Origin of the sequence: Marinovum algicola (assembly GCF_900109145.1) — a bacterium.
Lineage (GTDB): Bacteria > Pseudomonadota > Alphaproteobacteria > Rhodobacterales > Rhodobacteraceae > Marinovum > Marinovum algicola.
In genome coordinates this window covers 133453-160129 of the sequence record NZ_FNYY01000007.1, presented here as the reverse complement: position 1 = coordinate 160129, position 26677 = coordinate 133453, and the positions used below count along the sequence as shown (strand labels likewise).

Below are 26677 nucleotides of genomic sequence, written 5' to 3'. Positions count from 1 at the left end.
CCGCTGTCCGGCCCGTGGTCGTCGCGGTCAGGCCCGAGGCGGTCCGCGCATCCTTGGCCGGCAACGGCGCTTCTGCCGATGCTCCTTGTGGTCTTTGGCGCGGCGCAGTCGTGCAACGGCCTCGGGTTGTCCCCGCACGAAAAAGGCCGCCCGAGCGGATCGGACGGCCTCGGTCATTTCTCTCGCGACAGGCTCAGTGCGCCACGGCGCTCGTCGTGTCGTCTCCCTTCGAGAGCGCGCGCCGGGCTGCGGCCTCTTCTTCGGCAGCCTCATCCCATTCCACCGGTTCGGGCTTGCGGATCAGCGCCTGTTCCAGCACATCCGAAACATGGGTGACGGGAATGATCTTGAGCCCCGAGGTGACGTTGTCGGGGATATCCGCCAGGTCCTTTTCATTCTCTTCCGGAATGAAGACCGTCTTGATCCCGCCGCGCAGCGCCGCCAGAAGCTTCTCCTTCAGCCCGCCGATCGGCATCGCATTGCCGCGCAGCGAGACCTCGCCGGTCATGGCGATGTCCTTGCGCACCGGAATGCCGGTCAGCACCGAGACGATCGAGGTCACCATCGCCAGACCGGCCGAGGGGCCGTCCTTGGGAGTGGCGCCATCGGGCACGTGGACGTGGATGTCCCACTTCTCGAACTTCGGCGGCTTGACCCCGATCTGCGGCGAGATCGAGCGCACGTAGCTCGAGGCCGCGTCAATCGATTCCTTCATCACGTCGCCGAGCTTGCCGGTGGTCTTCATCCGGCCCTTGCCCGGCAGGCGCAACGCCTCGATCTGCAACAGGTCGCCGCCGACAGAGGTATAGGCCAGCCCGGTCACGACCCCGACCTGATGCTCATCCTCGGCCAGGCCAAAGCGGTGTTTGCGCACGCCGAGGAAATCCGAGAGGTTCCCGGAGTTCACGACCACCTTGTCGCTCTCGCCCTTGACGATCTGCGTCACCGCCTTGCGCGCGGTCTTGGCGATCTCGCGCTCGAGGTTCCGCACCCCGGCCTCGCGGGTGTAATAGCGCACCATGTCCGACAGCGCCTCGTCGGTCAGCTCGAACTCGGTCTTTTTCAGACCGTGGTTCTTGATCTGCTTGCCGATCAGGTGCCGTTTGGCGATCTCGGTCTTCTCGTCCTCGGTGTAGCCGGCCAGCGGGATGATCTCCATCCGGTCAAGCAGCGGCCCGGGCATGTTGTAGCTGTTCGAGGTGGTCAGGAACATCACGTTCGACAGGTCGTATTCCACTTCGAGATAGTGGTCGACGAAGGTGCCGTTCTGTTCCGGGTCGAGCACTTCGAGCATGGCCGAGGCCGGATCGCCACGGAAGTCCTGCCCCATCTTGTCGATCTCGTCGAGCAGGATGAGCGGATTGGTGGTCTTGGCCTTTTTCAGCGCCTGGATGATCTTGCCCGGCATCGAGCCGATGTAAGTCCGGCGGTGGCCGCGGATCTCGCTCTCGTCCCGCACGCCGCCGAGGCTGATGCGGATGAACTCGCGTCCCGTGGCCTTGGCGACGGATTTGCCCAGCGAGGTCTTGCCCACGCCCGGAGGGCCGACAAGGCACATGATCGGGCCCTTCAGCTTCTTCGAGCGCTGCTGCACCGCAAGGTATTCGACGATGCGTTCCTTGACCTTTTCCAGACCGTAGTGATCGTCATCAAGCACGCCCTGCGCCTTGTTCAGATCCTTCTTGACGCGGCTTTTCACACCCCAGGGGATCGACAGCATCCAGTCGAGGTAATTGCGCACAACCGTGGCTTCGGCCGACATCGGGCTCATGTTCTTGAGCTTTTTCAGCTCGGCCTCGGCCTTTTCCTTGGCCTCTTTCGACAGCTTGGTGCCGGCGATCTTCTCTTCCAGCTCGGCGATCTCGTTGGCGCCGTCCTCGCCGTCGCCCAGCTCCTTCTGAATGGCCTTCATCTGCTCATTCAGATAATATTCGCGCTGGGTGCGCTCCATCTGGCTCTTGACCCGGGTCTTGATCTTTTTCTCGACCTGAAGGACGGACATTTCGCCCTGCATCAGGCCATAGACCTTTTCCAGCCGTTCCGAGACCGACAGCGTTTCCAGCAGATCCTGCTTCTGATCGACCTCGATGCCCAGATGCCCGGCCACCAAGTCCGCCAGCTTGGCCGGCTCCTCGGTCTCGGACACGGCGACAAGCGCCTCTTCGGGGATGTTCTTCTTGACCTTGGCATAGCGCTCGAACTCGGCCGTGACGGTGCGCAGCAGCGCCTCAATCGACGCCTGGTCACCCGGCATTTCCGTCAGGTAATCGCAACGCGCCTCGAAAAACTCTTCGTTTTCCAGGTATTCGACGATACGCACCCGCGCCACGCCTTCGACCAGCACCTTGACGGTGCCATCGGGCAGCTTGAGCAGTTGCAGAACGTTGGCCAGCACGCCCGCCTTGTAGATGCCCGAGGCTTCGGGGTCATCGACGGCGGGGTCGATCTGGCTCGACAGCAGAATCTGCTTGTCGTCGGCCATCACCTCTTCCAGCGCGCGAACCGATTTCTCACGGCCCACGAAAAGCGGCACGATCATATGCGGGAAGACCACGATATCGCGCAGCGGAAGCACGGGATAGCTTGAGTTGAGGGGGTCTTGCATGCTCTTTCCTTATTCTTGGCAAACTGGCACGGCCCCGCTTTGCGGCAGCACTCACCAGTTCCTGTCAGGCTAATCAAGTAGGGCGGTGCCCTGTCCCATTCAAGGATGGGCGGTTGGTCTTGTCCGGTTCAGAATGCCCGCGCGGCGGCGGCGGGGCAAGCGGGTATCTTGGGTCAGCCCCGGGATTCGGGCCGCAATCCACCCGGCCATCGCTCGCAAAATCGCCACAATTGTTGGCCATACCGCGCGCAATCCTTGGGCCATCGTCCGGCCCGACGTATTTTATCCCGGCCGGCAGCACGCCGCGCCGGCTGTCATATATGGGGTACCGCATGAAGGCGATGATTTCCGACCTGCTTTATTCGCGCGAGTTTCGCAATTCCATGGCCGGGGCGCTGACCCGCAAGCTGATCCGCGCCACCGCGTCGCGGATGAAGTATTCGGTCGATTTCCAGGTCGACATGCTGGCCGTCGAGCGCCCGCATTACGCCTGGTGCATGCTCAATGCCGCGCGGCTGGGCAAGGCACTGGGCCATGACCGGATCTCGGCCATCGAGTTCGGCGTCGCCGGCGGCAACGGGCTGGCCTACATGTGCGACTTTGCCGAACATGTGAAGGCGGTAACCGGGGTCGCCGTCGAATGCTACGGCTTTGACACCGGCGCCGGCATGCCAGAGCCGGAAGGCGCCTATGACCTGCCCTATTGGTTCGCCGCCAAGCAATACCGGATGGACCAGGCCGCGCTGCAAGCCCGGGTGCCACAGGCCAAGCTGGTGATCGGCGACATCCGCGAAACCATCGCCGGCTTTCTCGATGCCCACAAGCCCGCCCCGATCGGCGTGATGTTCAATGACACCGATTACCATTCCTCGACCCGCGAAAGCTTTCGCATCTTTGACGAAGTGGCAGAGAAGCCCGAACATTTCCTGCCGCGGATCTTCATGTATTTCGACGATGTTCTCGGCTCCGAGCTCGAAATGTACGGCGAACACAATGGCCAGCTGCGCGCCATTGCCGAATTGAACGCCGGGCAGGAGGCGATCCGCATCCACCGCAACCAGAACCTGATCCATCAGGATTACCTGCCGTACCGCCACCAGATCTATTATGGCCACCTGTTCGAGCACCCCGATTACAACCGCTACATCGGCGAAGGCCGTCAGGACGCGATTGAAGGTCTGCTGAAGCTCCGGGCGTGAGCGGCACTCACTGACAGAGCCGGAAGCCGCTGCTCCGGGCGATCACGTCCAGGTGCAGGTGATCGGAATGGGTGGCATCCGTCCCCGGCCCCAGCACCGTGGTGAAATGCAGGCAGGCCGTGGCGCGCACCGTGTCCTGGAACGCCTCGGCCATGCCGCCGTCACGTTCGCGTGGCTGGATCGGGATCGGCGCGCCGGACGCGAAGCGGAAACCTGTGATATCGATGCCATTGCCGACCGCATGTTCCGACAGCTTGCCATCGGGCTGCGAATTGCGGCGGCGGCAGATGTAGCTGCTGCCCTGGTCGATCGCCGCCAGCGCCCCGCGCTCGGGCAGCCTCTCTGCCGCCGGAATGACAAAATCCTGCACCCATTGCCCCAGCGCCAGCGCGGTTTCGCAGCGCATCTGGCCCGCCGGCTCCAGCGCCACCCCGCCCGGCAGGGCGCTGACCTCGACCGGCTGGCGGATGCCGCAGGCGGCATCCTCCGGTTCACTGATCGGGGCAATCGTCTGATATTGCACGCCAAGGAGATCGAGCGCGGCAAGACAGGCCGCCAGCTCAGCCGTCCCCATGGCGATGCGGTCGGGTTTCGGCGGCGTCTCTGGCGCCAGAGCTTGCCCGGCGGCGAGCGGCGCGTCGCGGCCCGGTTCATCGGCATCGGGCGTGCCGGCGCGGTCAGCAGGCCGGGCCTGCGGTTTCAGGGAAGTCTCGGGCGGCACCTCGGGCCGGGCGGGCGCGTCCGCCTCCTGCGCCACGACGGGAAAGGCGACCAGCGCCGCGACCAGAACCGCGCCCCACATCCCGCCAGATTGTGACACCCGGTCGCCAGCCGCCGCCGCCGGCGGCATGTGTCGCGGCCGCGCGTCCCCGCGCGGCGCTGGCCGGGCCGGCGGCGAACTCACATAAGCGGTGTGGCGGATTCGGCGTATCATGGCCGGTCAACGCCGGGTTTCGCCTCGGGTTCCCGTCCAGGCCGGCCGGTGGCGACGACCTGCCGAAGCCGCCCTAGCCGATCAACGTCCGCGCCTCGCGGAACGACAGCAGCCGGCGGCTGTCTTCGTCCCAAAGATGAAGGCGCGCGTTCTGAAAGCTTTCGCGGATCGTCATCCGGTTGCCGGTGGCCAGATCTGCGTGATCGCGCAGCACACGCGGCAGGCGATAGAACGGGATGCGGCTGTGCAGGTGATGCACGTGGTGAATGCCGATATTTGCGCTCAGCCATTGCAGCACCGCCGGCATCACGTAATGCGAGCTGCCATGCAGCGCGGCATCGTGCAACTGCCAGTCTTCCTCGGCCTCCCAATGGGTGGTCTCGAACTGGTGCTGCACATAGAACAGCCAGACCCCGGCGGTGGCGGCCAGCAGCGTCGAGGGCAAGAAGATCAGCAGGATCGGCATCAGCCCGCCAAACCAGAAGATCAGCCCCAGCAGGGCGAGGATCGCCGCATTGGTGCACATCGCGCTGATCCAGTAGCGCGCGGTCTCCATCAAGCCGAGCGGCAGGCGGTTTTGCAGAAAGAACAGATAGCCCGGCCCCAGGCCGAACAGTACCAGCGGATGACGATAAAGCCGGTACATCAGCCGGTTGTAAGGCGTCAGGTCGCGATATTCCGCCACGGTCAGGGTGTGGATATCGCCCATGCCGCGCCGGCCGAGATTGCCGGCAGAGCTGTGGTGAATCGAATGCGACCGCCGCCAGACGTCATAAGGTGTCAGCGTCAGCACGCCGAGCACCCGGCCCAGCCAGTCGCTGAGCGTGCGGTTGCGGAAAAACGCGCCATGGCCGCAATCGTGCTGGATGGCAAAGAGCCGCAGCAGAAAGGCCGCGTTGAGCGACGACAGCGCCAGCGTCAGCCAGTAGCTCACCCCGAGCGACCACCAGGCCAGCGCCCAGAGCAGCACGAAGGGCCCGATGGTCACCGCCAGCTCGAACCAGCTGCGCGTGGTATCGGGATCACGGTATTCCGAAAGGAGTTTGACCCAGTCGCGCGCGGCGCGCGGTTCGGGGGATCGCCGGGGCGATTGCGGTGTCTCGGTCATGCGCCTGCTTGCTCGTTGGTTGGCCGGCTTCATAGAGCAATAACCCAAGCATGCAAACGTTAGCTTAACGTCATCCGGCTCTGCGGCGCGGCTCTACAGCGGATCGATGTCGCCCTGGGCCCGCTGGGCATGGAACTCGGACGCCCATTGGGCAAAGCCGCCCTTGGCGATGGCGGTGCGCATTCCGTCCATGAGTTCCTGGTAATAATGCAGGTTGTGCCAGGTCAGCAGCATCGACGAGATGATCTCCTGGCTGCGGAACACATGATGCAGATAGGCCCGCGAATAGTTGCGGCAGGTCGGACAGCCGCAGCTTTCGTCCAGCGGCCTGGGATCGTCCTGATGGCGCGCGTTCTTGATGTTGAGCTGGCCCAGCCGGGTAAAGACCTGCCCGGTGCGCCCCGATCGCGACGGCAGCACGCAATCCATCATGTCGACGCCCCGCGCTACCGCGCCGACGATATCGTCGGGCTTGCCCACCCCCATGAGATAGCGTGGCCGGTCCTCGGGCAATTGTCCGGGCGCGAAATCGAGACAGCCGAACATCGCCTCCTGGCCTTCGCCCACCGCCAGCCCGCCGATGGCGTAGCCGTCAAAGCCGATCTCCCGCAAGGCCTCGGCGGAGTGCTGGCGCAGGTCCTGCTCCAGCCCGCCCTGCTGAATCCCGAACAGCATGTGCCCGGGGCGGTCGCCAAAGGCCGCTTTCGAACGCGCGGCCCAGCGCATCGAAAGCTCCATGCTCTCGGCGATCCGGTCGCGGTCGGCAGGCAGGGCCGGGCATTCATCGAAACACATCACGATGTCAGAGCCCAAAAGCCGCTGGATCTCCATCGAACGTTCCGGGCTGAGCATGTGTTTCGAGCCGTCGATATGCGATTTGAACGACACGCCCTGCTCGGTCAGCTTGCGCAGGCTCGCCAGGCTCATCACCTGAAAGCCGCCGCTGTCGGTCAGGATCGGCCGCTGCCAGTTCATGAAGACATGCAGCCCCCCCAGCCGGTCGATGCGCTCTGCCGTAGGCCGCAGCATCAGGTGATAGGTGTTGCCCAGCAGGATATCGGCCCCGGTCTCGCGCACGCTTTCCGGCAGCATCGCCTTGACGGTGGCGGCGGTGCCGACGGGCATGAAGGCGGGGGTGCGAATATCGCCCCGCGGGGTCGAGATCACCCCGGTGCGGGCGCGGCCATCACTGGCGTGAAGCGTGAAGGAGGTCTGTGTCATGCGCCCGGATTTGCCCGGTTTGACGGCATTTGTCGAGAGCGCGGATTTGACCCGCGCCGGCTCTGCCTTAGCTTGCAGCCCATGCATGATGATCCCAGCCCCCTGCCCGTTCTTTCCTTGCTACATCGCCCCGTAATCGCTACCGCTGCCCCGCACGGCAACCGGGGGCATGAAACATGAGCGAAGAGATCAAGCTGGGATGGGAAGAATGGGTATCGCTGCCCGACCTGGGCCTGCCGGCGCTGCGCGCCAAGGTCGACACCGGCGCGCGCACCTCGGCGCTGCACGCCTATGAGATCGAACGCTTCGGCCCGGCGTCCAAGCCCAAGGTCCGCTTTGCCGTCCACCCGATCCCCGGCCGGGACGATCTCTCGATTCCCTGCTCGGCCGAGATCATCGACCGGCGCGAGGTGATCTCGTCCAATGGCGAGGCCGAGAGCCGCTACGTGATCCGCACCAACATCAAGGTCGGCACCAAATCCTGGCCGATCGAAGTGACACTCACCGACCGGCGCGGCATGTCGAACCACATGCTGCTGGGCCGTCAGGCGCTGACCGAGGCGGTCACCGTGGTGCCGGCCGAGAAATTCCAGCAGCCCGAGCTGAGCTTTGACGTCTATCATTCGACCCGCGTGCGCAAGATGGCACCGAACCGGGCGCTTCGGGTGGCGGTGCTGTCGCGCGAGGCGAATTATTCCACGGCGCGGCTGGTGGCCGAGGGCGAGGAACGCGGCCATGTGGTCGAGACCATCGACACCACCCGTTGTTACATGGCGATCAACGCTTTGGCGCCGGATGTCTATTACGATGGCAAGCGGCTGCCGCGCTATGACGCGGTGATCCCGCGCATCGGCGCCTCGATCACCAGCTATGGTACCGCCGTGGTGCGCCAGTTCGAGACCATCGGCACCTATTGCATCAACGGTTCGGCCGGTATCACCCAGAGCCGCGACAAGCTCTGTGCCCATCAACTCATGGCGCGGCACAAGATCGGCATGCCGAACACCGCCTTTGCCGCCTCGCCCAAGGACACCGACGGGCTGATCGGGCTGGTGGGCACGGCGCCGCTGATCGTCAAGCTGCTGGAATCGACGCAGGGCAAGGGCGTGGTGCTGGCCGAGACCAAGAAGGCCGCGCAATCGGTGATCGATGCCTTCCGCGGGCTCAAGGCCAATTTCCTGGTGCAGGATTTCGTCAAGGAGGCGGCCGGCGAGGACATCCGCTGCCTGGTGGTCGGCGGCAAGGTGGTGGCGGCGATGAAACGCACCGGCGCCGAGGGCGATTTCCGCTCCAACCTGCACCGTGGCGGATCGGCGCAGGTGGTGCGCATCTCCAAGGCCGAGCGCGAGGCAGCGGTCAAGGCGGCGCGGGTTTTCGGGCTGAAACTGGCCGGGGTCGATCTGCTGCGCTCGGAAGGCGGGCCGAAGGTGCTCGAGGTCAATTCCTCGCCCGGGCTCGAGGGGATCGAGAAGGCCAGCGGCAAGAACATCGCCGGTCTGCTTTACGATCACATCGAGACCCATGTGCGGCCGCAGCCGGTGCGGCGGCGGAAGACGGATTGAAATCATGCCGCGCGGGTTGCCGGCGGGCTGCCTGCCCGCAGGCGCATTGTTCAGCGGTCGGATGGGCCCGGCGGGCATAAACCGTTTCGGCACACGCCGAGGATCGCCGCGCCGCGGCCCGGGGATGCGCCGCTTCGGGAGGTCTTGAAAAATCAGACAGTTCTCATGAAAGCGCCCTTCCCCGCCTGCCTTCGAACGTTATACTGACCACAGCATTACAAAACGATCCGCCCGCGATTTCGGGCCTCAGACCCGGAGCTCGCAGAGAACCCATGGAAGACGTGATCCTTCCCCTGTTGCAGGACAATCTGGTGATCCTGCTGGCGGCGCTGTTCCTGATCCTCGTTGTCGTGCGCGGGGTCAAGATCGTGCCGCAATCCGAAAAATTCGTCGTCGAACGCTTCGGCCGGCTGCATGCGGTGCTTGGTCCCGGCATCAACTTCATCGTGCCCTTCCTCGACCGGGTCGCGCACCGGATCTCGATCCTCGAACGGCAGCTTCCCACCCATTCGCAGGACGCCATCACCTCGGACAACGTGCTGGTGCAGGTCGACACCTCGGTGTTCTACCGCATCATCGAGCCGGAAAAGACCGTCTATCGCATCCGCGACATCGACGCCGCGATCGAGACCACGGTGGCCGGCATCGTCCGCGCCGAGATCGGCAAGATGGAGCTCGATCATGTGCAATCCAACCGGTCGGCGCTGATCGACACCATCAAGCACAGCGTCGAGGACGCGGTGGACAACTGGGGGATCGAGGTGACACGGGCCGAGATCCTCGACGTCAATCTCGATCAGGCGACCCGTGAAGCGATGCTGCAACAGCTCAATGCCGAACGCGAGCGCCGGGCACAGGTGACCAAGGCCGAGGGTGCCAAACGCGCCGTCGAACTGAACGCCGATGCCGAACTCTATGCCGCCGAACAGACCGCCAAGGCACGCCGCATCCAGGCCGATGCCGAGGCCTATGCCACCGCCGTGGTGGCCCAGGCGATCTCCGACCACGGCATCGAGGCGGCGCAATACCAGGTGGCGCTGAAACAGGTCGAGGCGATGGCCGGCCTAGGCGCCAGCGCCGGCAACCAGACGGTGGTGATCCCGGCGCAGGCGCTCGAGGCCTTCGGCGATGCCTTCAAGCTGCTCAAGGGCCGGGCGTGATGGCGGAACTGGTCAACACATGGTGGGTCTGGCTGGCGGCGGCGCTGGTGCTGGGCAGCCTCGAGGTGCTGGTGCCGGGCTTCGTCTTTCTCGGCTTCGCGATTGGCGCGGCGCTGGTCGGGCTGGCGATGCTGGGGCCGCTGGCCTGGCTGTCACCGGCGATGATTCTGCTGGTCTTTGCGGCCCTGTCGCTGCTGGCCTGGCTGGTGCTGCGACGGCTGTTTTCGCTGCCCAAAGGCCAGGTCAAACATTTCGACCGCGACATCAACGACTGACGTCTCGGTTCCCGGCCCGCCCCGGCGCCGCTGCCGAGGCCTCGGTTTTTCGCGGCTCGGGCCAAGAGGCCCCGGGTCTGGCCCGGGGCGCGCGTGCTGCCGCGGCATCGGCCCCTCTGGACCCTGCCGCCCCCATTCCCTATATGTTTGGTAAGAAATCAAACGAGGCCCCGTGATGAATGACGCCACCGCGCCAATGGAAGGCGCGCCGCTGATCAAGCCTTCGAGCACCGAACACCCGCTCTACGACAATATCGTCGAAGCCTGCCGGACGGTCTATGATCCCGAGATCCCGGTGAATATCTACGATCTCGGTCTGGTCTACACGATCGAGATCAGCCCCGAAAACAAGGTCATGATCATCATGACCCTCACCGCGCCGGGCTGTCCGGTGGCCGGCGAAATGCCCGGCTGGCTGGTGGATGCGGTCTCGCCCGTCGATGGCGTGCAGGAGGTCGATGTCGAGATCACCTGGGATCCGCCCTGGGGCATGGACATGATGAGCGACGAGGCCCGGCTCGAGCTGGGGTTCATGTAGGCGCCGATGACGTCGCAGAAGGCGCGCATGCAGGCCGGCGAGCTTTATGATGTCGGCGATCCTGAGCTGGTGGCGGCGCGGCAGCGCGCCCAGAGCCTGATGCGCGACTACAATGCCACGATCTACGGCGAAGGCGCGGCCCGCGCCGCCATTCTGGATGAACTTCTGGGCCGCCGGGGCGACGGCTGCGCCCTGCGCGCCCCGCTTTTTGTCGATTACGGCTGGAACGTGTTTCTGGGCGACAAGGTGTTTCTCAACTATGGCTGCGTGCTGCTCGATGTCTGTCCGATTACCATCGGCGACATGACCCAGATCGGCCCTTATGTGCAGATCCTCACCGCCGATCACCCGCGCGACGCGGAAACCCGTGATCGGGGGCTGGAATTCGGCCGGCCGGTGACCATTGGCCGCAATGTCTGGATCGGCGGCGGCGCGATCCTTCTGCCCGGCGTCAGCATCGGCGATGACGCGGTGATCGGCGCCGGCGCCGTTGTCACCCGCGACGTGGCCGCCGGCATCACGGTTGGCGGAAATCCGGCCCGCCCGCTTGTTTCGCGCCGGGTGCAGGCTTAGGTAAGGCGCAAAGGAGACCCGCTCATGTTTGGCATCCCCGGCAAGCAAGCCGTGACCATGACCCCCGCCGCGATCCGCCAGATCGTGAAACTGATGCAGCAGAAAGGCCATGCCGGCCTGCGCATCGGCGTCAAGAAAGGCGGCTGCGCGGGCATGGAATACACCATGGATTTCGCCGACGAGATCGGCGAAAACGACGAGGTGGTCGATCAGGATGGCGCCCGCGTGATGATTGCGCCGATGGCACAGATGTTCCTCTTCGGCACCGAGATCGACTACCAGACCTCGCTTCTGGAAAGCGGCTTCAAATTCAACAATCCCAATGTCGAAGACGCCTGCGGCTGCGGCGAATCGATCAAGTTCAAGGATGTCGAGGAGCTGGCCGAGGAATTCCCCGACGGCATTCCGAAGCTGAGCTGAGCCACGCCGCTCCGCCGGCCGCTCAGTGCCCGGTCAGCCGCGGGTCATAGGGATAACGTGACAGCAGTTCATAACCGGTCTCGGTGATCAGCACCTGATCCTCCAGCTTGATCGAGAAATCGCCACCCTCAGGGCTGATCAGCGCCTCGACACAAAGCGTCATGCCCGGTTCCAGCGCATAATCGAAGGCGCCGGGCATCGTGTGATCGGGATAGGCCACCAGCGGCCATTCATCGCAGAGCCCGACACCATGGGCCAGACAGCTGTATTTCTGCATCTCGAACTCCGGCCGCAGGCGGTGGCAATTGCGGCTCAGATCCTCGATCTGCACGCCCGGCCCCAGCATGTCCATGTTGCTTCGGATGTGGTCGAGCCCGTGGCGCATCGCGTCGACCATGTCGGGCCGTGGCGGCCCCGGGTCGATCCACCAGGTCCGGCTGATGTCGGTGCAGAAGCCATAGGCGCCCACCAGATCGGTGTCGAAGGCGAGGATCTCGTTTTCCTGCACGATCCGGCCGCCGCATTCCTGAAACCAGGGGTTGGTGCGCGGCCCCGAAGTCAGCAGCCGCGTCTCGATCCATTCGCCGCCCCGGCGGATGTTCTCGGCATGCAGCACCGCCCAGATGTCATCTTCGCTCACATCGCCGCGCGGCACCTCTGCCCGGGCAAAGCGCTCCATTTCGGCCATGGCCGCCTCGCAGGCATGGATCGCGCAGCGCATTGCGCGGATCTCGTCCGCCCCCTTGATGCTGCGGGCCTTTTCCGTGGCCTCTTCGCCGGGGAAGAGGCGTATGCCCAGCCCCTCCAGCGCCCGCAGCCCGTGCTGCATGATCTTGTCCACCCCCAGCCGCATCTCGCCGCCGCCATGGTCAGCCAGCAGATCGCGCACCTCGCCTGCAAAGACCGTCGCTGCCGCCTCCAGCCCGTCGCCGCGGCTGAAGTAGAACAGATCGGCGCCCGAGCGCTGTTCGCGCACCAGCGGGTTGAAGCCGGAAAGAAACGGCGCCACCCGGTAATCCCAGATCACCATGTAGTCGTCGGCACAGACCAGCACGGCGCGGAACGGGTTGTGGGTGTTCCAGAGCTGCATGTTGGTGCTGTCGGTGGCATAGCGGATGTTGAGCGGATCGAAGATCAGAAGCCCGCCCCAGCCGCGCGCCTGCACCGCCTGCACCAGACGCTGCCAGCGCCAGCGCCGCATCGCCTGAAGATCGGGCAGCGCCAGCCCCGCCGCCGCCCATTCGTCATAGGCCAGCCGCGTCGGCCCGATCTCGACCCGATCAGCATCGTTGGGCGTGTTGTCGGCCAGCCGCCGCCCCCGGCCCGGATCGATCTTGCGCCGGGTGCTGTAGGGTTCGAACCTGTCCTTGCTCATGGGGCCTCCGGGATCGCTCGCACCGAGTATGACCCGATGCCAGACGCCCCGATGCGCCGGATTGCGACCTGTCGGGGCGGCGGAAACGACCTGCCGTCCGCCTCAGCCCTTCAGATGCAGGTACGTCTCGTTGAACCGCTTGGCGAGGTGATCGCCGGCGCGGATCACCACACCCGAGCCCGGCGGCGCGACATTGGCGTCATGATTGGGGTTGAAGAACATCGGCACCGAGATTCGCTCCTGCTCGGAGCCCTTCACCCGATGCAGCGTCGCCACCACCTGCCCCTCGGTCCACATCTCGAGCATTTCGCCGAAATTGATGATGAAGCTGCCGGGCTGTGCCGCGACCGGCAGCCAGCGCCCGTCGCGGGTCTGCACCTCGAGCCCGGGCACCCCGTCGGTGGCCAGCAGCGTCAGACAGCCGTAATCAGTATGCGGGGCGATGCCGAAATCCTTTTCGCCGGCCCAGGTCGGGCGTTCTGGATAGTAATTGCCCCGCAAGAGCGCCATCGGCCGGGTGAACTTGTCGTCGAAATAATCCTCGGGCGCGTCGATGGCCCGCGCGATGCCGCGCAGCATGTCGCGCGCCACGACCAGCGCATCGCTGTAATAGGCCTGCACGATGCGCCGGAACCGCGCGGGCCGCGCCGGCCAGAGGTTGTCGGCATAGACCGGCAGATCAAGGCCGCGCAGCGGATCGCCCGCCGCCAGTTCAAAGCCGCAATCGAAGACCTGCTTGTAATCGGGATTGGCGCCGGGATCGACCTGTTCGCTCTGCGCCGCGCCCCAGCCCCGGTTCGACCCGGTGCGCGCCATGTCGACCGCGCGTTTCTCGGCCTCGGGCCGGCGAAAGAAATCGCGGTAGGCGGCGATCACCGCCGTCACCCGGGCCGCATCGAGCGCGGTACCGGTCAGGACGAGAAAGCCGATCTCCTGCGCCGCCACCCGCAGGGCATCGAGCGTCAGCGGATCGCCCGCGCGCAGCGAACAGGCGTCGATCCTCGGTATCATGCTGGCGCCTCCCTTGCCGGCCGGCCGCTGTGCGTCGGGCCCCTGTGCCTCGGCCCCCTGTGTTTCAGAACCCCCGCGGTCCTGCAACCGGGGTTGACCTTTGGCCGGCAGCGGCAATGATGCGCGCCAATCAAACCAGAGGAGTGGTCATGCGCAGAAAACTTGCCGCCGGCAATTGGAAGATGAACGGAACCTCGGCCGAGCTCGCCCGGCTGACAACCCTGGCCGAAAGCCACGGCTCCGCCGGCTGCGACGTGCTGATCTGCCCGCCCGCCACCCTGCTCAGCCGCGCCGCCGAGGCGCTCTCGGGCAGCGCCATCGCGGTTGGCGGACAGGATTGCCACGGCGCCACCAGCGGCGCCCATACCGGCGACATCTCGGCCGGGATGCTGAAGGACGCTGGCGCCAGCCACGTGATCCTCGGCCATTCCGAGCGCCGGGCCGACCATGGCGAAGGCGATGCCCTGGTGCGCACCAAATCCGAGGCCGCCATTGCCGCCGGGCTGACCGCGGTGATCTGCCTCGGCGAAAGCCTCTCAGAGCGCGACGCCGGGCAGACGCTCGACGTGATCGGCACCCAGCTCGAAGGTTCCACCCCCGATGGCGCCAGCGGCGCGCGCGTGGTCATCGCCTATGAGCCGGTCTGGGCGATCGGCACCGGCAAGGTGCCCACCACCGATCAGATCGGCGAGGTGCATGATTTCATCCGCACGGGCCTCACCCGCCGGTTCGGCGCCGAGGCCGGCGATGCCATCCGCATTCTCTACGGCGGTTCGGTCAAGCCGGGCAATGCGGCCGAGATCTTTGCGGTCTCGAATGTCGACGGTGCGCTGGTGGGGGGCGCCAGCCTGAAGCCTGAGGATTTCGGCCCGATCATCGACGCCCTCGAGGCCAGCGCGGGCTGAGACTGCGGCAGCGAGGGGCCAGCCCCTCGCGCTCCCCGCGGTATTTCCGGCAAGAGGAAAGCAGACTGCAAAGGCGACGCCCGGATGGAGCGTCGCCTTTTTGGTTTGTCGGGAACAGGCGCGCGGCGGCGCGGGCTCCGGTCTATTGAACCACGATCTCCGGCCCCATGAAGGTGGTGGGAAGCCAGGTCGAGAGCCAGGGGATGTAGGTCACCATGATCAGGAAGACAAAGAGCACCGCGAGGAAGGGCAGCGCCGCCTTGACCACCCGCATCATCGGCATCCCCGCCACCCCGGAGGTGACAAAGAGGTTGAGGCCGACCGGCGGGGTGATCATGCCGATCTCCATGTTGACGACCATGATGATCCCGAGGTGGATCGGATCGATGCCGAGTTCGATGGCAATCGGAAACACCAGCGGCGCCACGATCACGATCAGCCCCGAGGGCTCCATGAACTGACCGCCGATCAGCAGGATCACGTTCACGATCACCAGGAACATCACCGCGCCGAAGCCCGCCGCGAGCATCGAGGCGGCGATCTGTTGCGGGATCTGCTCGTCGGTCAGCACGTGTTTCAGGATCAGTGCATTGGCGATGATGAACATCAGCGTGACCGTCAGCTTGCCGGCCTCGAACAGCGTGTCGCGGGTGTCGCGGTGCACGAAGGCGGTGACCAGCGCGATGGGTTTCTGCATCAGCGACAGGTTGCGCTCGCCCTCGGGACGCGACAGCGGCCCCATGTCACGATAGACGAAGGTGGCGATGAAGAAGGCATAGACCGCCGCCACCGCCGCCGCCTCTGTCGGGGTGAAGATGCCGCCGTAGATTCCGCCCAGGATGATGACGATGAGGAACAGGCCCCAGCCGGCCTCTGCGCCGGACTCGAAGACCTCGCCCCAGCCCTTCCATTCGCCCTTGGGCAGCGCGCGGATGCGGGCGATGATGTAGATCGTCACCATCAGCATGGTGCCCGCCATCAGCCCCGGAATGACACCGGCCAGAAACATCCGCCCGACCGACACATCCGTGGCGGAGGCATAGACCACCATGACGATGGAGGGCGGGATCAGGATGCCCAGGGTGCCGGCGTTGGCGATCACGCCGGCGGCGAAATCCTTGGAATAGCCGACCTGGCGCATGCCGGCGATGACGATCGAACCGATGGCCACCACGGTTGCCGGCGACGAGCCGGAGAGCGCGGCAAAGAGCATGCAGGCAAAGACGCCGGCGATCGCCAGGCCGCCGTGGAAATGGCCGACCAGCGCGATCGAGAAGCGGATGATCCGTTTCGCCACGCCGCCGGTCGACATGAAGCTGGACGCCAGGATGAAGAACGGGATCGCGAGCAGCGTGTAATGGCCTGCCATCGCCTGAAAGAAGGTCTGGGCAATCGAGGCCAGCGAGGTGTCCGACAGCAGCAGCAGGAACAGGATGGACGACATGCCGAGCGAAACGGCGATGGGCACGCCGATCAGCATCAGGCCGATCACCATGACAAAGAGGAAGACGACTTCCATTGGGTTATTCCTCGTAGTTCATGTGGCGGACATCATCGACGGCGTCTTCGGCCTCATGGCTGACAATCAGCCCCTCGGCCTTGTCAGTCACCAGACGCAGGAAGGCCTGGATGAAGCGAAAGAGCAGCAGCGCCGCGCCGAAAGGCAGCATGGCATAGGGGATGAAGCGCGGGATCTTCTCGTAGGCCTCGCCTTCGTTCATCGCATCGCCGAGCCAGGCCAGAAAGGCCGGCATCGGGATGTCGTTGACCTCGTACCAGGCGCGGAACGACGAACGCCCCATCTCTTCCAAGCCGGTGGGGAACCAGCGGCCGGTGGTCTGCGGCAGATTTGCGAAATTGGCCCAGTAGTCCCAGGACCCCTTGAGCAGCAGGAAGGCATAGACGATGCAGATCACCCCGGCGATCAGCGCCAGCGCCTTGCGCACCGGCCGGTCGAACAGGTTGATCACCGCGTCGACGCCGAGATGGGCGGTGACCTTGACCGCATAGCTCACCCCGAAGAGCACCAGCCAAGCGAAGAGAAAGGCGGTCATCTCCAGCCCCCAGATCAGCCCGGTGTTGAAGCCATAGCGCAAAACGACGTTGATGAAGGTGATGATGGTCATGGCGCCGAGGATCAGCGCGATGAAGGTTTCCTCGAGCTCATGGACCATGCGGCCCAGAATCCCCTTGGGTTCGTAATGGGCTGACATCGCCCGTCCCCTTTTCGTCTGGAAGTTGCCGGACACCCGGCGCGTTGCCGGCCGTGCCCCGGAAGTGAAGCGGGCCGGGATCGTTGCGGATCCCGGCCCCTGTCCCCGCGGTCTGGCGGTCCCGGCCCGCAAGCGGGCCGGGTCGGCAGTGCCGGATCAGTTCATGTTGTTGATCGCCTGCGCGGCGTCGATGTTCTCCTGGCCGACGTCCTCGGTGAATTCCGCCCAGACCGGCTTCATTGCGTCCACCCAGGCCTGGCGCTGATCGGCGTCGAGCTGGCGCACGGTGCCGCCGGCATCGATGATCGCCTGCTTGGCCTCGCCGTTCACCTTGGCCGATTCCGAGTTCCGGGTTTCGGTCACCTCGTCGACGATGGTGCGGAGCTGCTCGCGCACATCATCGGGCAGGTTGTCCCAGAAATCCACCGAGGTCACGAGCAGGTAGTCGAGAATGCCGTGGTTGGTCTCGGTGATGCCGTCCTGCACCTCAAAGAACTTCTGGCCGTAGATGTTGGACCAGGTGTTTTCCTGACCGTCGACAACGCCGGTCTGAAGCGCGCCGTAGACTTCCGAGAAGGCCATCGGCTGCGGCGAGGCGCCCATTGCCGACATCTGCGCCTTGAGCACGTCCGACGATTGCACCCGGAACTTCAGGCCTTCGGCGTCGGACGGCACCAGAAGCGGCTTGTTGGCCGACATCTGCTTCATGCCATTGTGCCAGAACGCCAGGCCCAGCAGGCCGCGGCGGGTCATCGATTCCTTCATCGCCTGGCCGGTTTCCGAGTTCTGGAAGGCGTCGACGGCGTTGATGTCGTTGAACATGAACGGCAGATCGAAAATCCGGAACTGTTTGGTGAAGCGCTCGAATTTCGACAGCGAGGGCGCCGCGAACTGGACGTCGCCGTTCAGCATCGCCTCGAGCACCTGGTCATCGTTGTAGAGGGTCGAGTTCGGAAAGACCTCCATGCAGGCTTTGCCGTTCATTTCCTCGTTGACGCGCTTTTCCAGCAGCGAGGCGGCAATGCCCTTGGGGTGTTTGTCGGTGTTGGTGACATGGGCGAACTTGATGACGATCTCGCCCTCTTCGCAGGCCGCCAGCGCACCGGATGCGGTGGTGACGGTCAAGGCCACGGCAGTTGCGGCGGTTGTCAGGAATGTTTTCATGGTCTCTCCTCCCGAGAATTGACGCGCCCGGAGTGCGCTCCGGACCGATGACCGTACTAGACAGCGCGGCGGGAATCCGCTCAAGAGGTTGTGATCTCAGGTGAGAATAATCCTTCAACCAACTGATTTTATTTAAATTTCAAATTTCAAGTCCGAGCACCACATGACACCTGTGCGAAATTCCGCACAAGGTTAGCGGCAAACAGTGCGAAAATCCGCACAGGTCGGCGGGGCTGGCGAATCTCCCGCGGGGCGGTCACCCTGTCCCGCATGACGCAGCCCGAAGACATCCCGCCCGACCGGCTCGACCGGCTGCTTGCCTTTCTGCAACGGGCCGAACGGCTGAAGGATACCCTGCGCTCGGGCCGGACCGCCGAAGGGCGGCCCGAGAGCGTGGCGGCGCACAGCTGGTCGCTCTGCCTGCTGGTGCTGCTGCTCGAGGACGAGATTGCCGGCGCCGACCTTTTACAGCTCCTGCGGCTTTGCCTGGTGCATGATCTGGGCGAAGCGATCTCGGGCGACGTGCCGGCGATCCACCAGACCACGGAGGACGACAAATCCGCCCGTGAGCGTGCCGATCTTCTGACGCTCTGCGACGGTTTGCCCGAGGATGTCACCACGCGGCTGCTCGCGCTCTGGGAGGAATACGACCGGGGCGAGACGCCGGAAGCGGCGCTGGCCAAGGGGTTGGACAAGATCGAGACCATGGTGCAGCACGTCACCGGCACGCAGCAGCCCGATTTCGACTACCTGTGGAACCTCGGCTATGGCGTCAGCCGCACGGCGCAGACCGATCTTTTGCGGGATCTGCGGCATCGTGTGGACGCGATGACGCGGCACAAGGCGGCGCAGCCCCGCGGCGGCGCCCTCTGAGCCGCCGCCTCAGCGCAGACAGACCAGCCGACGGTCCCGGATCGCGGGCAATGCGGTGGGCGGCGCAACCTCGGCGTCGGTCTCGAAATAGGCGGCCAGGCCCTGCGCCACGTCACCGAGGAACGATTCGCAGCCCAGCCCCTCGCAGATCAGCACCTCATGCCCCGCGAGCGCCACATGCACATAGACAAGATCGCCCTCGGGCGCCACTTGGCGAATGCTGTCGCCATTGGTCAGCTTGATGGCGGGGACAAGCACGGCCTCTTCGCCGAAATAGATCTGGGCCCGCCAGTCGCGCACCAGAACCCGGTGCTGCGGCGACAGCTCGACCGCGCGGCGCGGCCGTCCCGGGCCCAGTGCCTCGGGACCGATGCGCACCGGCCAGAACCGCCGGTCCTCGCGCACCGCGGCCAAGGGATAACGCTTCATCAGCACCTGCCGCACCTCGGCCGTGCCGCCGCCATGCAGCTTGACCCGCATGCCCGGCGCCAGCGCCTCGACCCGGACCGGGCCGGTTTCGGTGGCGATGCGGCTGCCGGCGCGGAAACAGACCGGTGTGGCCAGTTCTTCATAGGGGCGCGATCCGCCCTCGGAGGCCGACACCACCGTCAGCGGCACACCCGGCGGCGGAAAGCCCCCGGGGCCGCCCATGAAGGCCAGCCCTTCGACCGTGCCATAAGAGGCCCCGCCGCCCGGTTCGTTGATGTTGAAGCCGATCAGCGTGTAGCTGTTGCCGTCGGGATCCTGCACCACAAGCTGATATTCGGCCTCGACCCGCAGGCCGCTGTCATATGACACTCCGTCAAAGCTCTGCGCGCCGTCCAGCGTCTGGCTGCTGTCGGTGTCCTCGAAATTGTTCTCGCTGTCGTCGACGTCAATCGTTTCCCAGGCGGTGGAGTTCAGCGTGATGGTCTCGCCGACCAGATGCGAGCCGTCGCCCTGGTCGTACCCCGAAAGCTCGGCCCCCCCGGAGATCGAAATCTGCGACTCTCCCAGGGAATAGATCGTATAGCTGGGCATTTTTTACCCTTTTTTCTGACTGTTATTCATTCTGCTCGGCGCCGAGAATGCGGCATGCCGGAGGCCGGCGTCAATCCGGCCCGCGCCCTTGCCCGCGCAGCGCGGCGCAAACACCACAGGCGGGGCGGATCGGGGCTTGGTCCTCCGTCCACGGGCCGCTAGGCTGGCGGCGATGTTTCCGAGGAGGCGCGCCATGGTCCTGCGAAGCTCTGCCCTGCCCGTGACCGGCCTGTCGTGATGGGCACGCTGGCCCTGTTGTGGCGCGACAACAAGCTGCTGCTGAGCGGTTTCGTGCTGGCGCTGGTGCTGGCCGGATTCTTTGCGGTGCGGGCGGTGGGGTTCTGGATCTACTGGGCCGATCCGGCGCATCGCAATCAGGCGATCGAGCCCTGGATGACACCGCGTTATGTGGCGCATTCCTGGCATGTGCCGCCAAAGGTGGTGGCCGAGGCGCTGGGGCTCACCCCCGGCGGCGGACGCATCACCATGGCCGAGATCGCGGCGCGCGAAGGCGTGAGCCTGCCGGAAATCGCCGCCCGGGTGATCGCCGCCATCGAAGCCGACCGCGCGGCGCGCGGCGGGCCGACGCCGGGACCGCGCGGATGAGCGAGGCGCTGTTCGAGCTTGTCGCCAGCAATGGCATCTGGCTGCTGGCCGGAGCCTGTTTCCTGTCGTGCCTGCTGGTGCCGATCCCCTCGTCGCTGCTGATGCTGGCCGGCGGCGCCTTTGTCGCGGCGGGCGATCTGGAATTCACGGCAATGTTCCTCGCCACCTGGCTGGCGGCAGTGGCGGGCGATCAGACCGGCTATCTGATCGGCCGCAGCGGCGCGCCTTTGCTCGACCGGCTGTCCGCGCGCCATGCCAAACAGGCTGCGCTGATTGCCCGCGCCCGGGCACTGGTGGCGCGGCGAGGCGGGCTCGGGGTGTTCTTTTCCACCTGGCTGGTGGCGCCGCTGGGGCCTTACGTCAACTTCATCGCCGGGGCCAGCGGGCTGGGCTGGCTGCGCTTTTTGCTCTGGGATGCCGCCGGCGAGGCGATCTGGGTCGGCGGCTACATCACCCTGGGCTATGTCTTTGCCGATCAACTGGCGCAGGTGGCGGATATTGCCGCAAATGCCTCGGGTTTCCTGGCGGCGGCGGCGGTGGCGCTGGGTCTGGGGCTGCTCCTGCGGGCGCGGGTGCGCCGGGCCCGGGCGCGGGCGGGCTCGACATGAGCCCGCGCCGGCCCCATATCTGAGCCATGTTGAAATTCACCCCGATCCTGCTCGCCCTTCTCTATGGCCTGGCGATGTATCACTTCTCGGCCTGGCGCACCCGCAAGGAGCTTGACGCGCGGTCGACCGAACTGGCCGATCCGGCGCTGAAGCGGCTGACCGACCGGATGGCCGCGGCGCTCGATCTGGCGCGCATTCGGGTGCATATCTACGAGATCGATCCGGTCAACGGGCTGGCGGCGCCGGACGGGCGGATCTTCATCACCCGCGGCTTCTATCGCAAGTATCGCAACGGCGAGGTCACCGCCGAGGAGATGGCCAGCGTGATCGCCCATGAGCTGGGCCATGTGGCGCTGGGCCATTCGCGGCGGCGGATGATCGATTTTTCCGGCCAGAACGCGCTGCGCACCGCGCTCGGCATGGTGCTGAGCCGCTTCCTGCCGGGGATCGGTGTCTGGATTGCCGGGGCGCTGACCTCGTTGCTGGCGGCGCGGCTGTCCCGGTCGGATGAATACGAGGCCGATGCCTACGCGGCGGCGCTGCTGACCAAGGCCGGGATCGGCGTGGCGCCGCAGATCAGCCTGTTCCACAAGCTGGACGCGCTGACCGCGAAACGCGCCGGTGCCGCACCGGCCTGGCTGATGAGCCACCCGAAGACCGCCGAGCGGGTGGCGGAGCTGGAGAAGCTGGAAGGCCGCTGGCAGTCCTAGGGCGGGTGTGCACCCCAACGTGGCGCGACGGCCGGCCTGCCCGGGTGGGTTCGATGCTCCCTAGGCGAGAGCCTTGGCCAACCGGGGGAGACGCGCCTTTTTCAACAGCGGCCGCATCTGCCAGTCATGTTCTGAAAGGCTGCGAGCCTTGGCGAGCACGTTTGTCGCCACCGGCTCCACCAGCTCCGGCCGGGCCTGCCAGATGCCATGCAGGAAACCGTCGGGATCGAGCCGCGACAGCCCCTCTTCGGCCAGGATCTGACGGGGGAAATCCTTGGCGTTCATGGTGCAGATCATGTCGGCCGAGCCGGCGATCGCCGCCGCCAGCACATGTATGTCGGCCGGATCGGGCAGCCACAGCCGCGCCTCCAGCGATGGTGGCCAGCTCACCTCCGCCTCCGGCCAGTCGATCGCCAGGAGCGCGATCTCGCCGCGTGCCTGGGCCTCGCCGCCCGGTCCGATCTTGCGCGCCGCCCGCGCCCATTCCTCGAGGATACGGGCCGACCAGAGCGGTGTGAAGGCGCCCTGCGCCGCCACGCCGAGCAGCATCTCGCGCATCACCGTCGGATAGATCACGCAGGCGTCGAGCAGGACTTTCACGATACAGGCTCCGTAACGGGGAGAGTGGGGCCGTGCCCCTCGGCCTGCGGCCTCACCCCAAGGGTATTGGCAAACTGAGGACGGGATCAGAGGCGGTAGAACAACGCCTTGAGGTAACCCGATTCCGCCAGCTGCGGCATCAGCGGATGGTCCGGCCCGGCAAATCCGGTGTGGATCAGCGCGCCCTGCCGCCCGGCGCGGCCGATGCCGCGGGTGCAGGCGGTGCGGAAGGCGCCGAGATCGGCGGCATGCGAGCAGGAACAGAGGCCCAGATAACCGCCATCACGGACCAGCGGCGCCGCCAGCCGCGCGATGCGCTCATAGGCTCGCAGCCCGGCCTCCAGCGCCTGTTTCGAGGGCGCGAAGGCCGGCGGGTCGCAGACCACCACGTCGAATTGCGCGCCCGCCTCGGCCAGCACGGTCAGCGTGTCGAAGGCATCGCCCTGACGAACCGAGAGCCTGTCGCCGAAGCCCGAGGCCTCGGCCCCCGCCTCGGCCAGCGCCAGCGCCGGGGCGGAGCCATCGACGCAGAGCGCCGTCCTTGCGCCGGCCGCCAGCATGGCCAGGCCGAAGCCGCCGACATGGGAAAAGACGTCGAGCACTTCGGCCCCCGGCGTCACCAGCCGGCGGGCAAAGGCATGCGAGGCCCGCTGGTCGAAGAACAGGCCGGTCTTCTGGCCGCCGGTCAGATCGGCCATGTAGGTGGCGCCGTTCATCGTGACCGGCAGCGGCGCGTCGGGCGCCTGCCCCGCCAGCACGCCGGATTGGTCGTCGAGCCCTTCGAGCGCCCTTGTGCGGCCGCCGGCGTTCTTGAGCACATGCTGGACCCCCGTCACCTGTTGCAGGGCCGCGGTCAGCGCCTTGAGCCGGACCTCGAGCCAGGCCGCGTTGGGCTGCACCACCGCAGTGTCGCCGAACCGGTCGATCACCAGCCCCGGCAGCCCGTCGGCCTCGGCATGCACCAGTCGATAGAAGGGCGCATCATAAAGCTGCGCCCGCAGCGCCAGCGCCTTGCTCAGCCGCGCCGCGAACCAGGCCTGATCCACGGTCTCGCCCGGATCGCGCGACAGCACCCGGCCGATGATCTTCGAGGTCGGATTGGCCGCCACCAGCGCCAGTGGCGTGCGGTCGGCATCCTCGAGCACGGCCAGCGCGCCCGGCGCGATCGAACGGGTGCGGCGGTCGGTGACCACCTCGTTGGCAAAGACCCAGGGCGCGCCATGGCGAATGGCGCGGGCGTTGGCTTGGGGTTTCAGGCGGATCACGGGTAAATCTGTCATAGCGCGCTGATAGGGCCAAAACCGCGCCGAGGAAAGACCCGTCGCCATTCCGCGCCACTGTGTTATCCTGCGCGCGGGACGAGGGTTGCAATCCCCAGGCCGGCCAGCTAGAAGACCCAGGAAGTTAGCGCTAACAGCCGCGACAGACCTGCCGCCGCGATAGGAGCCAGCATGACCCTGAACGCCATCATTGCCGATGTCACCGACAAGATCCGCAAACGCTCCGAGGCGCGCCGCGCCGGCTATCTCGACAAGATGCGCCGCGCCGCCGAGGAGGGCCCGCGCCGCGGCCATCTGAGCTGTGGCAACCAGGCCCATGCCTATGCCGCGCTGGAGGAGGACAAGGACGCCCTCGCGGCCTCGCAAAAGCCCAACCTGGGAATCATCACCGCCTATAACGACATGCTCTCGGCGCACCAGCCCTTCGAGACCTATCCGCAGCTGATCAAGGCGGCCGCCCGGCGCGCCGGCGGCACGGCGCAGGTCTCGGGCGGCGTGCCGGCGATGTGCGACGGGGTGACCCAGGGTCAGGTGGGCATGGAATTGTCACTGTTCTCGCGGGACGTGATCGCGCTGGCCACCGGGGTTTCGCTGTCGCACAACACCTATGACGCCGCCGTTTACCTCGGGGTCTGCGACAAGATCGTGCCCGGTCTGATCATCGCCGCCGCCACTTTCGGCTATATTCCCGGGCTGTTCATCCCGGCCGGGCCGATGACCTCGGGGCTGCCGAATGACGAAAAATCCAAGGTGCGGCAGAAATTCGCCACCGGCGAGGTCGGCCGGGACGAGTTGATGAAGGCCGAGATGGCCTCGTATCACGGGCCGGGCACCTGCACATTCTACGGCACCGCCAATACCAACCAGATGCTGATGGAGTTCATGGGGCTGCACCTGCCCGGCACCAGCTTTGTCAACCCCGGCACCGCGCTGCGCGAGGCGCTGACCGAGGCGGCAACCGAACGCGCGCTGGCGATCACCGCGCTGGGCAACCAATATACCCCGGTCTGCGACGTGCTGGACGAAAAAGCCTTTGTCAACGGCATCGTCGGGCTGATGGCGACCGGCGGCTCGACCAACCTGGTGCTGCACCTGCCGGCGATGGCGCGGGCGGCGGGCGTCGAACTCGAGCTCGAGGATTTCGACGCGATCTCGAGCGTCGTGCCGCTGATGGCCAAGGTCTATCCCAACGGGCTGGCCGATGTGAACCATTTCCACGCCGCCGGCGGGCTCGGCTTCATGATCGGCGAGCTGCTCGACGCGGGACTGCTGCATGACGATACCACCACGGTGATGGGCAGCGGGCTCGCAGCCTATGCCCAGGAACCCAAGATCAAGGACGGCACGCTGGTCTGGGAAGACGGTGCCAAGGTGACCCAGAACGACAAGATCCTGCGCCCGGTGGGCGAGGCCTTTCAGCCGACCGGCGGGCTCAAGCAGATGTACGGCAACCTCGGCCATGGCATGATGAAGGTCTCGGCCGTGGCTCCCGAACGTCACATCATCGAGGCGCCGGCCCGCGTGTTCCACGATCAGGCCTCGGTGAAACAGGCCTTCAAGAACGGCGAATTCACCTCCGACACCGTGATTGTCGTCCGCTTTCAGGGGCCGAAATCCAACGGCATGCCGGAACTGCACGGGCTGACCCCGACACTTGCGGTGCTGCAAGACCGCGGGCTCAAGGTGGCGCTGGTCACCGATGGCCGGATGTCGGGCGCCTCCGGCAAGGTGCCCTCGGCGATCCACATCTCGCCCGAGGCCGCCGCCGGCGGCCCGCTGGCCAAGCTGCGCGACGGCGATATCGTCCGGGTCGATGCCACCAATGGCAGGATCGAGGCGCTGGTCGAGAATTTCGACAGCCGCGAGGCGGTGGTGGCCGATATCACCGGCAATGGCCATGGCGTCGGACGCGAGCTCTTCGAGGCCTTCCGCCAGAACGTCGGTCTTGCCTCCAATGGCGCGGCGGTGGTTGTCTAATCGTCGCTCCCGTGCTTCTTCTCTTGTCAAATACGCAGCCCCGCCGCCGGCCGCAGCTCCGGCCCCAAGCAGAAAGGTCCCAGTGACATGACCCCGCAAGACGCCTCCAAGGAAACCGAAGCCCTCTGCCGCCGCGCACCTGTGGTGCCGGTGCTCGTGGTCGAGGACGTGGCCCATGCCCGGCCGCTGGCCGAGGCGCTGGTCGCGGGCGGACTGCCGGCGCTCGAGGTCACCCTGCGGACGCCGGCCGCGCTCGACGTGATCCGCGAGATGGCCAAGGTCGAGGGCGGCGTGGTCGGCGCCGGCACCCTGCTGACGCCGGAAGACGTGCAGAACGCCAAGACGGCCGGCGCGCGCTTTGGCGTGACACCGGGCTGCACCGACCGGCTGCTCGACGCCGTCGAAGCGGCCGATTTGCCCACCCTGCCCGGCGCGGCCACCACCACCGAGGCGCTGCGCCTGCTGGAACGCGGCTATACCGTGCAGAAGTTCTTTCCCGCCGAGGCCAACGGCGGCGCCAAGGCGCTGGGCTCGATCGGCGCGCCGCTGCCGCAGATCAAGTTCTGCCCGACCGGCGGCATCTCGCTGAAGAACGCGCCGGATTACCTGGGCCTGTCGAACGTGCTCTGCTGCGGCGGCAGCTGGGTCGCGCCGAAAAACCTGGTGCAGGCCGGCGACTGGAAAGCCATCAAGGAACTGGCCCGCGAAGCGGCCGCCCTGGCCCGCGGCTGAGCCGCCCG

The 26677-nt window shown here is 66.0% G+C and carries 26 protein-coding genes; 14 read left to right on the top strand and 12 right to left on the bottom strand.

The window, feature by feature from the left end:
• Window positions 1-193 precede the first annotated feature (193 nt).
• The gene (gene lon, locus BMW90_RS11935; protein WP_074836735.1) at window positions 194-2605 is read right to left on the bottom strand and encodes an endopeptidase La; all 2412 of its coding nucleotides are present in this window, start codon (window positions 2603-2605) and stop codon (window positions 194-196) included.
• 332 nt (window positions 2606-2937) lie between these two features.
• Between lon and BMW90_RS11930 the strand changes: the two genes are divergently transcribed.
• Window positions 2938-3804 carry a hypothetical protein gene (locus tag BMW90_RS11930; RefSeq protein WP_211568867.1) on the top strand — a complete coding sequence of 289 codons (867 nt, stop codon included), beginning with the start codon at window positions 2938-2940 and terminating at the stop codon, window positions 3802-3804.
• Window positions 3805-3811: 7 nt separating this feature from the next.
• On the opposite strand, the gene BMW90_RS11925 is transcribed toward BMW90_RS11930, so the two are convergent.
• From BMW90_RS11925 to tgt, 3 genes are all read right to left on the bottom strand, one after another.
• The gene (locus BMW90_RS11925) at window positions 3812-4624 is read right to left on the bottom strand and encodes an extensin-like domain-containing protein (RefSeq protein WP_139211347.1); all 813 of its coding nucleotides are present in this window, start codon (window positions 4622-4624) and stop codon (window positions 3812-3814) included.
• 187 nt (window positions 4625-4811) lie between these two features.
• Window positions 4812-5846 carry a fatty acid desaturase gene (locus tag BMW90_RS11920; RefSeq protein ID WP_048531993.1) on the bottom strand — a complete coding sequence of 345 codons (1035 nt, stop codon included), beginning with the start codon at window positions 5844-5846 and terminating at the stop codon, window positions 4812-4814.
• A gap of 93 nt (window positions 5847-5939) precedes the next feature.
• Window positions 5940-7067, bottom strand: coding sequence for a tRNA guanosine(34) transglycosylase Tgt (gene tgt, locus BMW90_RS11915; RefSeq protein ID WP_074836810.1), 1128 nt, complete (start codon window positions 7065-7067; stop codon window positions 5940-5942).
• A 176-nt stretch (window positions 7068-7243) separates the two neighbouring features.
• Here tgt and rimK point away from each other — a divergent pair, with 176 nt between their 5' ends.
• The 6 genes from rimK to BMW90_RS11885 all read left to right on the top strand — a co-directional run bounded on the left by rimK (window position 7244) and on the right by BMW90_RS11885 (window position 11595).
• Window positions 7244-8629, top strand: a complete 1386-nt coding sequence (rimK, locus tag BMW90_RS11910; protein ID WP_048531994.1) for a 30S ribosomal protein S6--L-glutamate ligase — start codon at window positions 7244-7246, stop codon at window positions 8627-8629.
• Window positions 8630-8901: 272 nt separating this feature from the next.
• Window positions 8902-9789 (top strand): SPFH domain-containing protein, encoded by an 888-nt coding sequence (locus BMW90_RS11905; protein ID WP_074836731.1) that lies wholly within the window; start codon window positions 8902-8904, stop codon window positions 9787-9789.
• Window positions 9789-10064, top strand: a complete 276-nt coding sequence (locus tag BMW90_RS11900; RefSeq protein WP_048531996.1) for an NfeD family protein — start codon at window positions 9789-9791, stop codon at window positions 10062-10064. Before BMW90_RS11905 ends, BMW90_RS11900 begins: the two co-directional genes overlap by 1 nt.
• Before the next feature lie 175 nt (window positions 10065-10239).
• Window positions 10240-10602 (top strand): SUF system Fe-S cluster assembly protein, encoded by a 363-nt coding sequence (locus tag BMW90_RS11895; RefSeq protein ID WP_048531997.1) that lies wholly within the window; start codon window positions 10240-10242, stop codon window positions 10600-10602.
• 6 nt (window positions 10603-10608) lie between these two features.
• A complete protein-coding gene (locus BMW90_RS11890; protein ID WP_074836729.1) occupies window positions 10609-11175 on the top strand; it encodes a sugar O-acetyltransferase in 567 nt (188 codons plus the stop codon).
• A gap of 24 nt (window positions 11176-11199) precedes the next feature.
• Window positions 11200-11595, top strand: a complete 396-nt coding sequence (locus BMW90_RS11885; protein ID WP_048531999.1) for a HesB/IscA family protein — start codon at window positions 11200-11202, stop codon at window positions 11593-11595.
• Window positions 11596-11617: 22 nt separating this feature from the next.
• Here BMW90_RS11885 and dddP read toward each other — a convergent pair whose 3' ends face one another.
• Both dddP and BMW90_RS11875 read right to left on the bottom strand, forming a co-directional pair.
• A complete protein-coding gene (dddP, locus tag BMW90_RS11880; RefSeq protein ID WP_074836728.1) occupies window positions 11618-12970 on the bottom strand; it encodes a dimethylsulfonioproprionate lyase DddP in 1353 nt (450 codons plus the stop codon).
• A gap of 102 nt (window positions 12971-13072) precedes the next feature.
• Window positions 13073-13981 (bottom strand): isopenicillin N synthase family dioxygenase, encoded by a 909-nt coding sequence (locus BMW90_RS11875; RefSeq protein ID WP_074836726.1) that lies wholly within the window; start codon window positions 13979-13981, stop codon window positions 13073-13075.
• Between the two features lie 149 nt (window positions 13982-14130).
• Between BMW90_RS11875 and tpiA the strand changes: the two genes are divergently transcribed.
• Window positions 14131-14886: a triose-phosphate isomerase gene (gene tpiA / locus BMW90_RS11870; RefSeq protein ID WP_074836724.1), complete on the top strand. Its 756-nt coding sequence runs from the start codon at window positions 14131-14133 to the stop codon at window positions 14884-14886.
• A 142-nt stretch (window positions 14887-15028) separates the two neighbouring features.
• Here the strand turns inward: tpiA and BMW90_RS11865 are convergent, their stop codons facing one another.
• From BMW90_RS11865 to BMW90_RS11855, 3 genes are all read right to left on the bottom strand, one after another.
• Window positions 15029-16405 carry a TRAP transporter large permease gene (locus BMW90_RS11865; protein WP_074836723.1) on the bottom strand — a complete coding sequence of 459 codons (1377 nt, stop codon included), beginning with the start codon at window positions 16403-16405 and terminating at the stop codon, window positions 15029-15031.
• A gap of 4 nt (window positions 16406-16409) precedes the next feature.
• The gene (locus BMW90_RS11860; protein ID WP_048532004.1) at window positions 16410-17099 is read right to left on the bottom strand and encodes a TRAP transporter small permease; all 690 of its coding nucleotides are present in this window, start codon (window positions 17097-17099) and stop codon (window positions 16410-16412) included.
• A 156-nt stretch (window positions 17100-17255) separates the two neighbouring features.
• Window positions 17256-18263, bottom strand: coding sequence for a DctP family TRAP transporter solute-binding subunit (locus BMW90_RS11855; RefSeq protein ID WP_048532005.1), 1008 nt, complete (start codon window positions 18261-18263; stop codon window positions 17256-17258).
• 270 nt (window positions 18264-18533) lie between these two features.
• Here BMW90_RS11855 and BMW90_RS11850 point away from each other — a divergent pair, with 270 nt between their 5' ends.
• Complete coding sequence (locus tag BMW90_RS11850; protein WP_074836721.1) at window positions 18534-19136, top strand: HD domain-containing protein; 603 nt, start codon at window positions 18534-18536, stop codon at window positions 19134-19136.
• 9 nt (window positions 19137-19145) lie between these two features.
• Here the strand turns inward: BMW90_RS11850 and BMW90_RS11845 are convergent, their stop codons facing one another.
• Window positions 19146-20156, bottom strand: coding sequence for a Hint domain-containing protein (locus BMW90_RS11845; RefSeq protein ID WP_074836719.1), 1011 nt, complete (start codon window positions 20154-20156; stop codon window positions 19146-19148).
• 237 nt (window positions 20157-20393) lie between these two features.
• On the opposite strand from BMW90_RS11845, the gene BMW90_RS11840 reads away from it, so the two are divergent.
• From BMW90_RS11840 to BMW90_RS11830, 3 genes are read left to right on the top strand one after another with little or no spacing between them, the layout of a single operon-like run.
• Entirely contained in the window at window positions 20394-20762 is a 369-nt protein-coding gene (locus tag BMW90_RS11840; protein WP_074836718.1) for a hypothetical protein, read from the top strand.
• On the top strand, window positions 20759-21370 hold the full coding sequence (locus BMW90_RS11835; protein ID WP_074836717.1) for a DedA family protein: 612 nt from the start codon (window positions 20759-20761) through the stop codon (window positions 21368-21370). The genes BMW90_RS11840 and BMW90_RS11835 overlap by 4 nt, the downstream gene beginning before the upstream one ends.
• Window positions 21371-21396: 26 nt before the next feature.
• On the top strand, window positions 21397-22080 hold the full coding sequence (locus BMW90_RS11830) for a M48 family metalloprotease (RefSeq protein ID WP_048532008.1): 684 nt from the start codon (window positions 21397-21399) through the stop codon (window positions 22078-22080).
• Between the two features lie 60 nt (window positions 22081-22140).
• On the opposite strand, the gene BMW90_RS11825 is transcribed toward BMW90_RS11830, so the two are convergent.
• Both BMW90_RS11825 and BMW90_RS11820 read right to left on the bottom strand, forming a co-directional pair.
• Window positions 22141-22680, bottom strand: coding sequence for an RSP_2648 family PIN domain-containing protein (locus tag BMW90_RS11825; RefSeq protein WP_048532009.1), 540 nt, complete (start codon window positions 22678-22680; stop codon window positions 22141-22143).
• 86 nt (window positions 22681-22766) lie between these two features.
• Window positions 22767-23960: an RSP_2647 family RNA methyltransferase gene (locus BMW90_RS11820; RefSeq protein ID WP_074836809.1), complete on the bottom strand. Its 1194-nt coding sequence runs from the start codon at window positions 23958-23960 to the stop codon at window positions 22767-22769.
• Between the two features lie 171 nt (window positions 23961-24131).
• Here BMW90_RS11820 and edd point away from each other — a divergent pair, with 171 nt between their 5' ends.
• Both edd and eda read left to right on the top strand, forming a co-directional pair.
• Window positions 24132-25937, top strand: a complete 1806-nt coding sequence (gene edd, locus BMW90_RS11815) for a phosphogluconate dehydratase (protein ID WP_074836715.1) — start codon at window positions 24132-24134, stop codon at window positions 25935-25937.
• A gap of 87 nt (window positions 25938-26024) precedes the next feature.
• Complete coding sequence (eda, locus tag BMW90_RS11810) at window positions 26025-26669, top strand: bifunctional 4-hydroxy-2-oxoglutarate aldolase/2-dehydro-3-deoxy-phosphogluconate aldolase (RefSeq protein ID WP_074836714.1); 645 nt, start codon at window positions 26025-26027, stop codon at window positions 26667-26669.
• The last annotated feature ends 8 nt before the right edge of the window (window positions 26670-26677 follow it).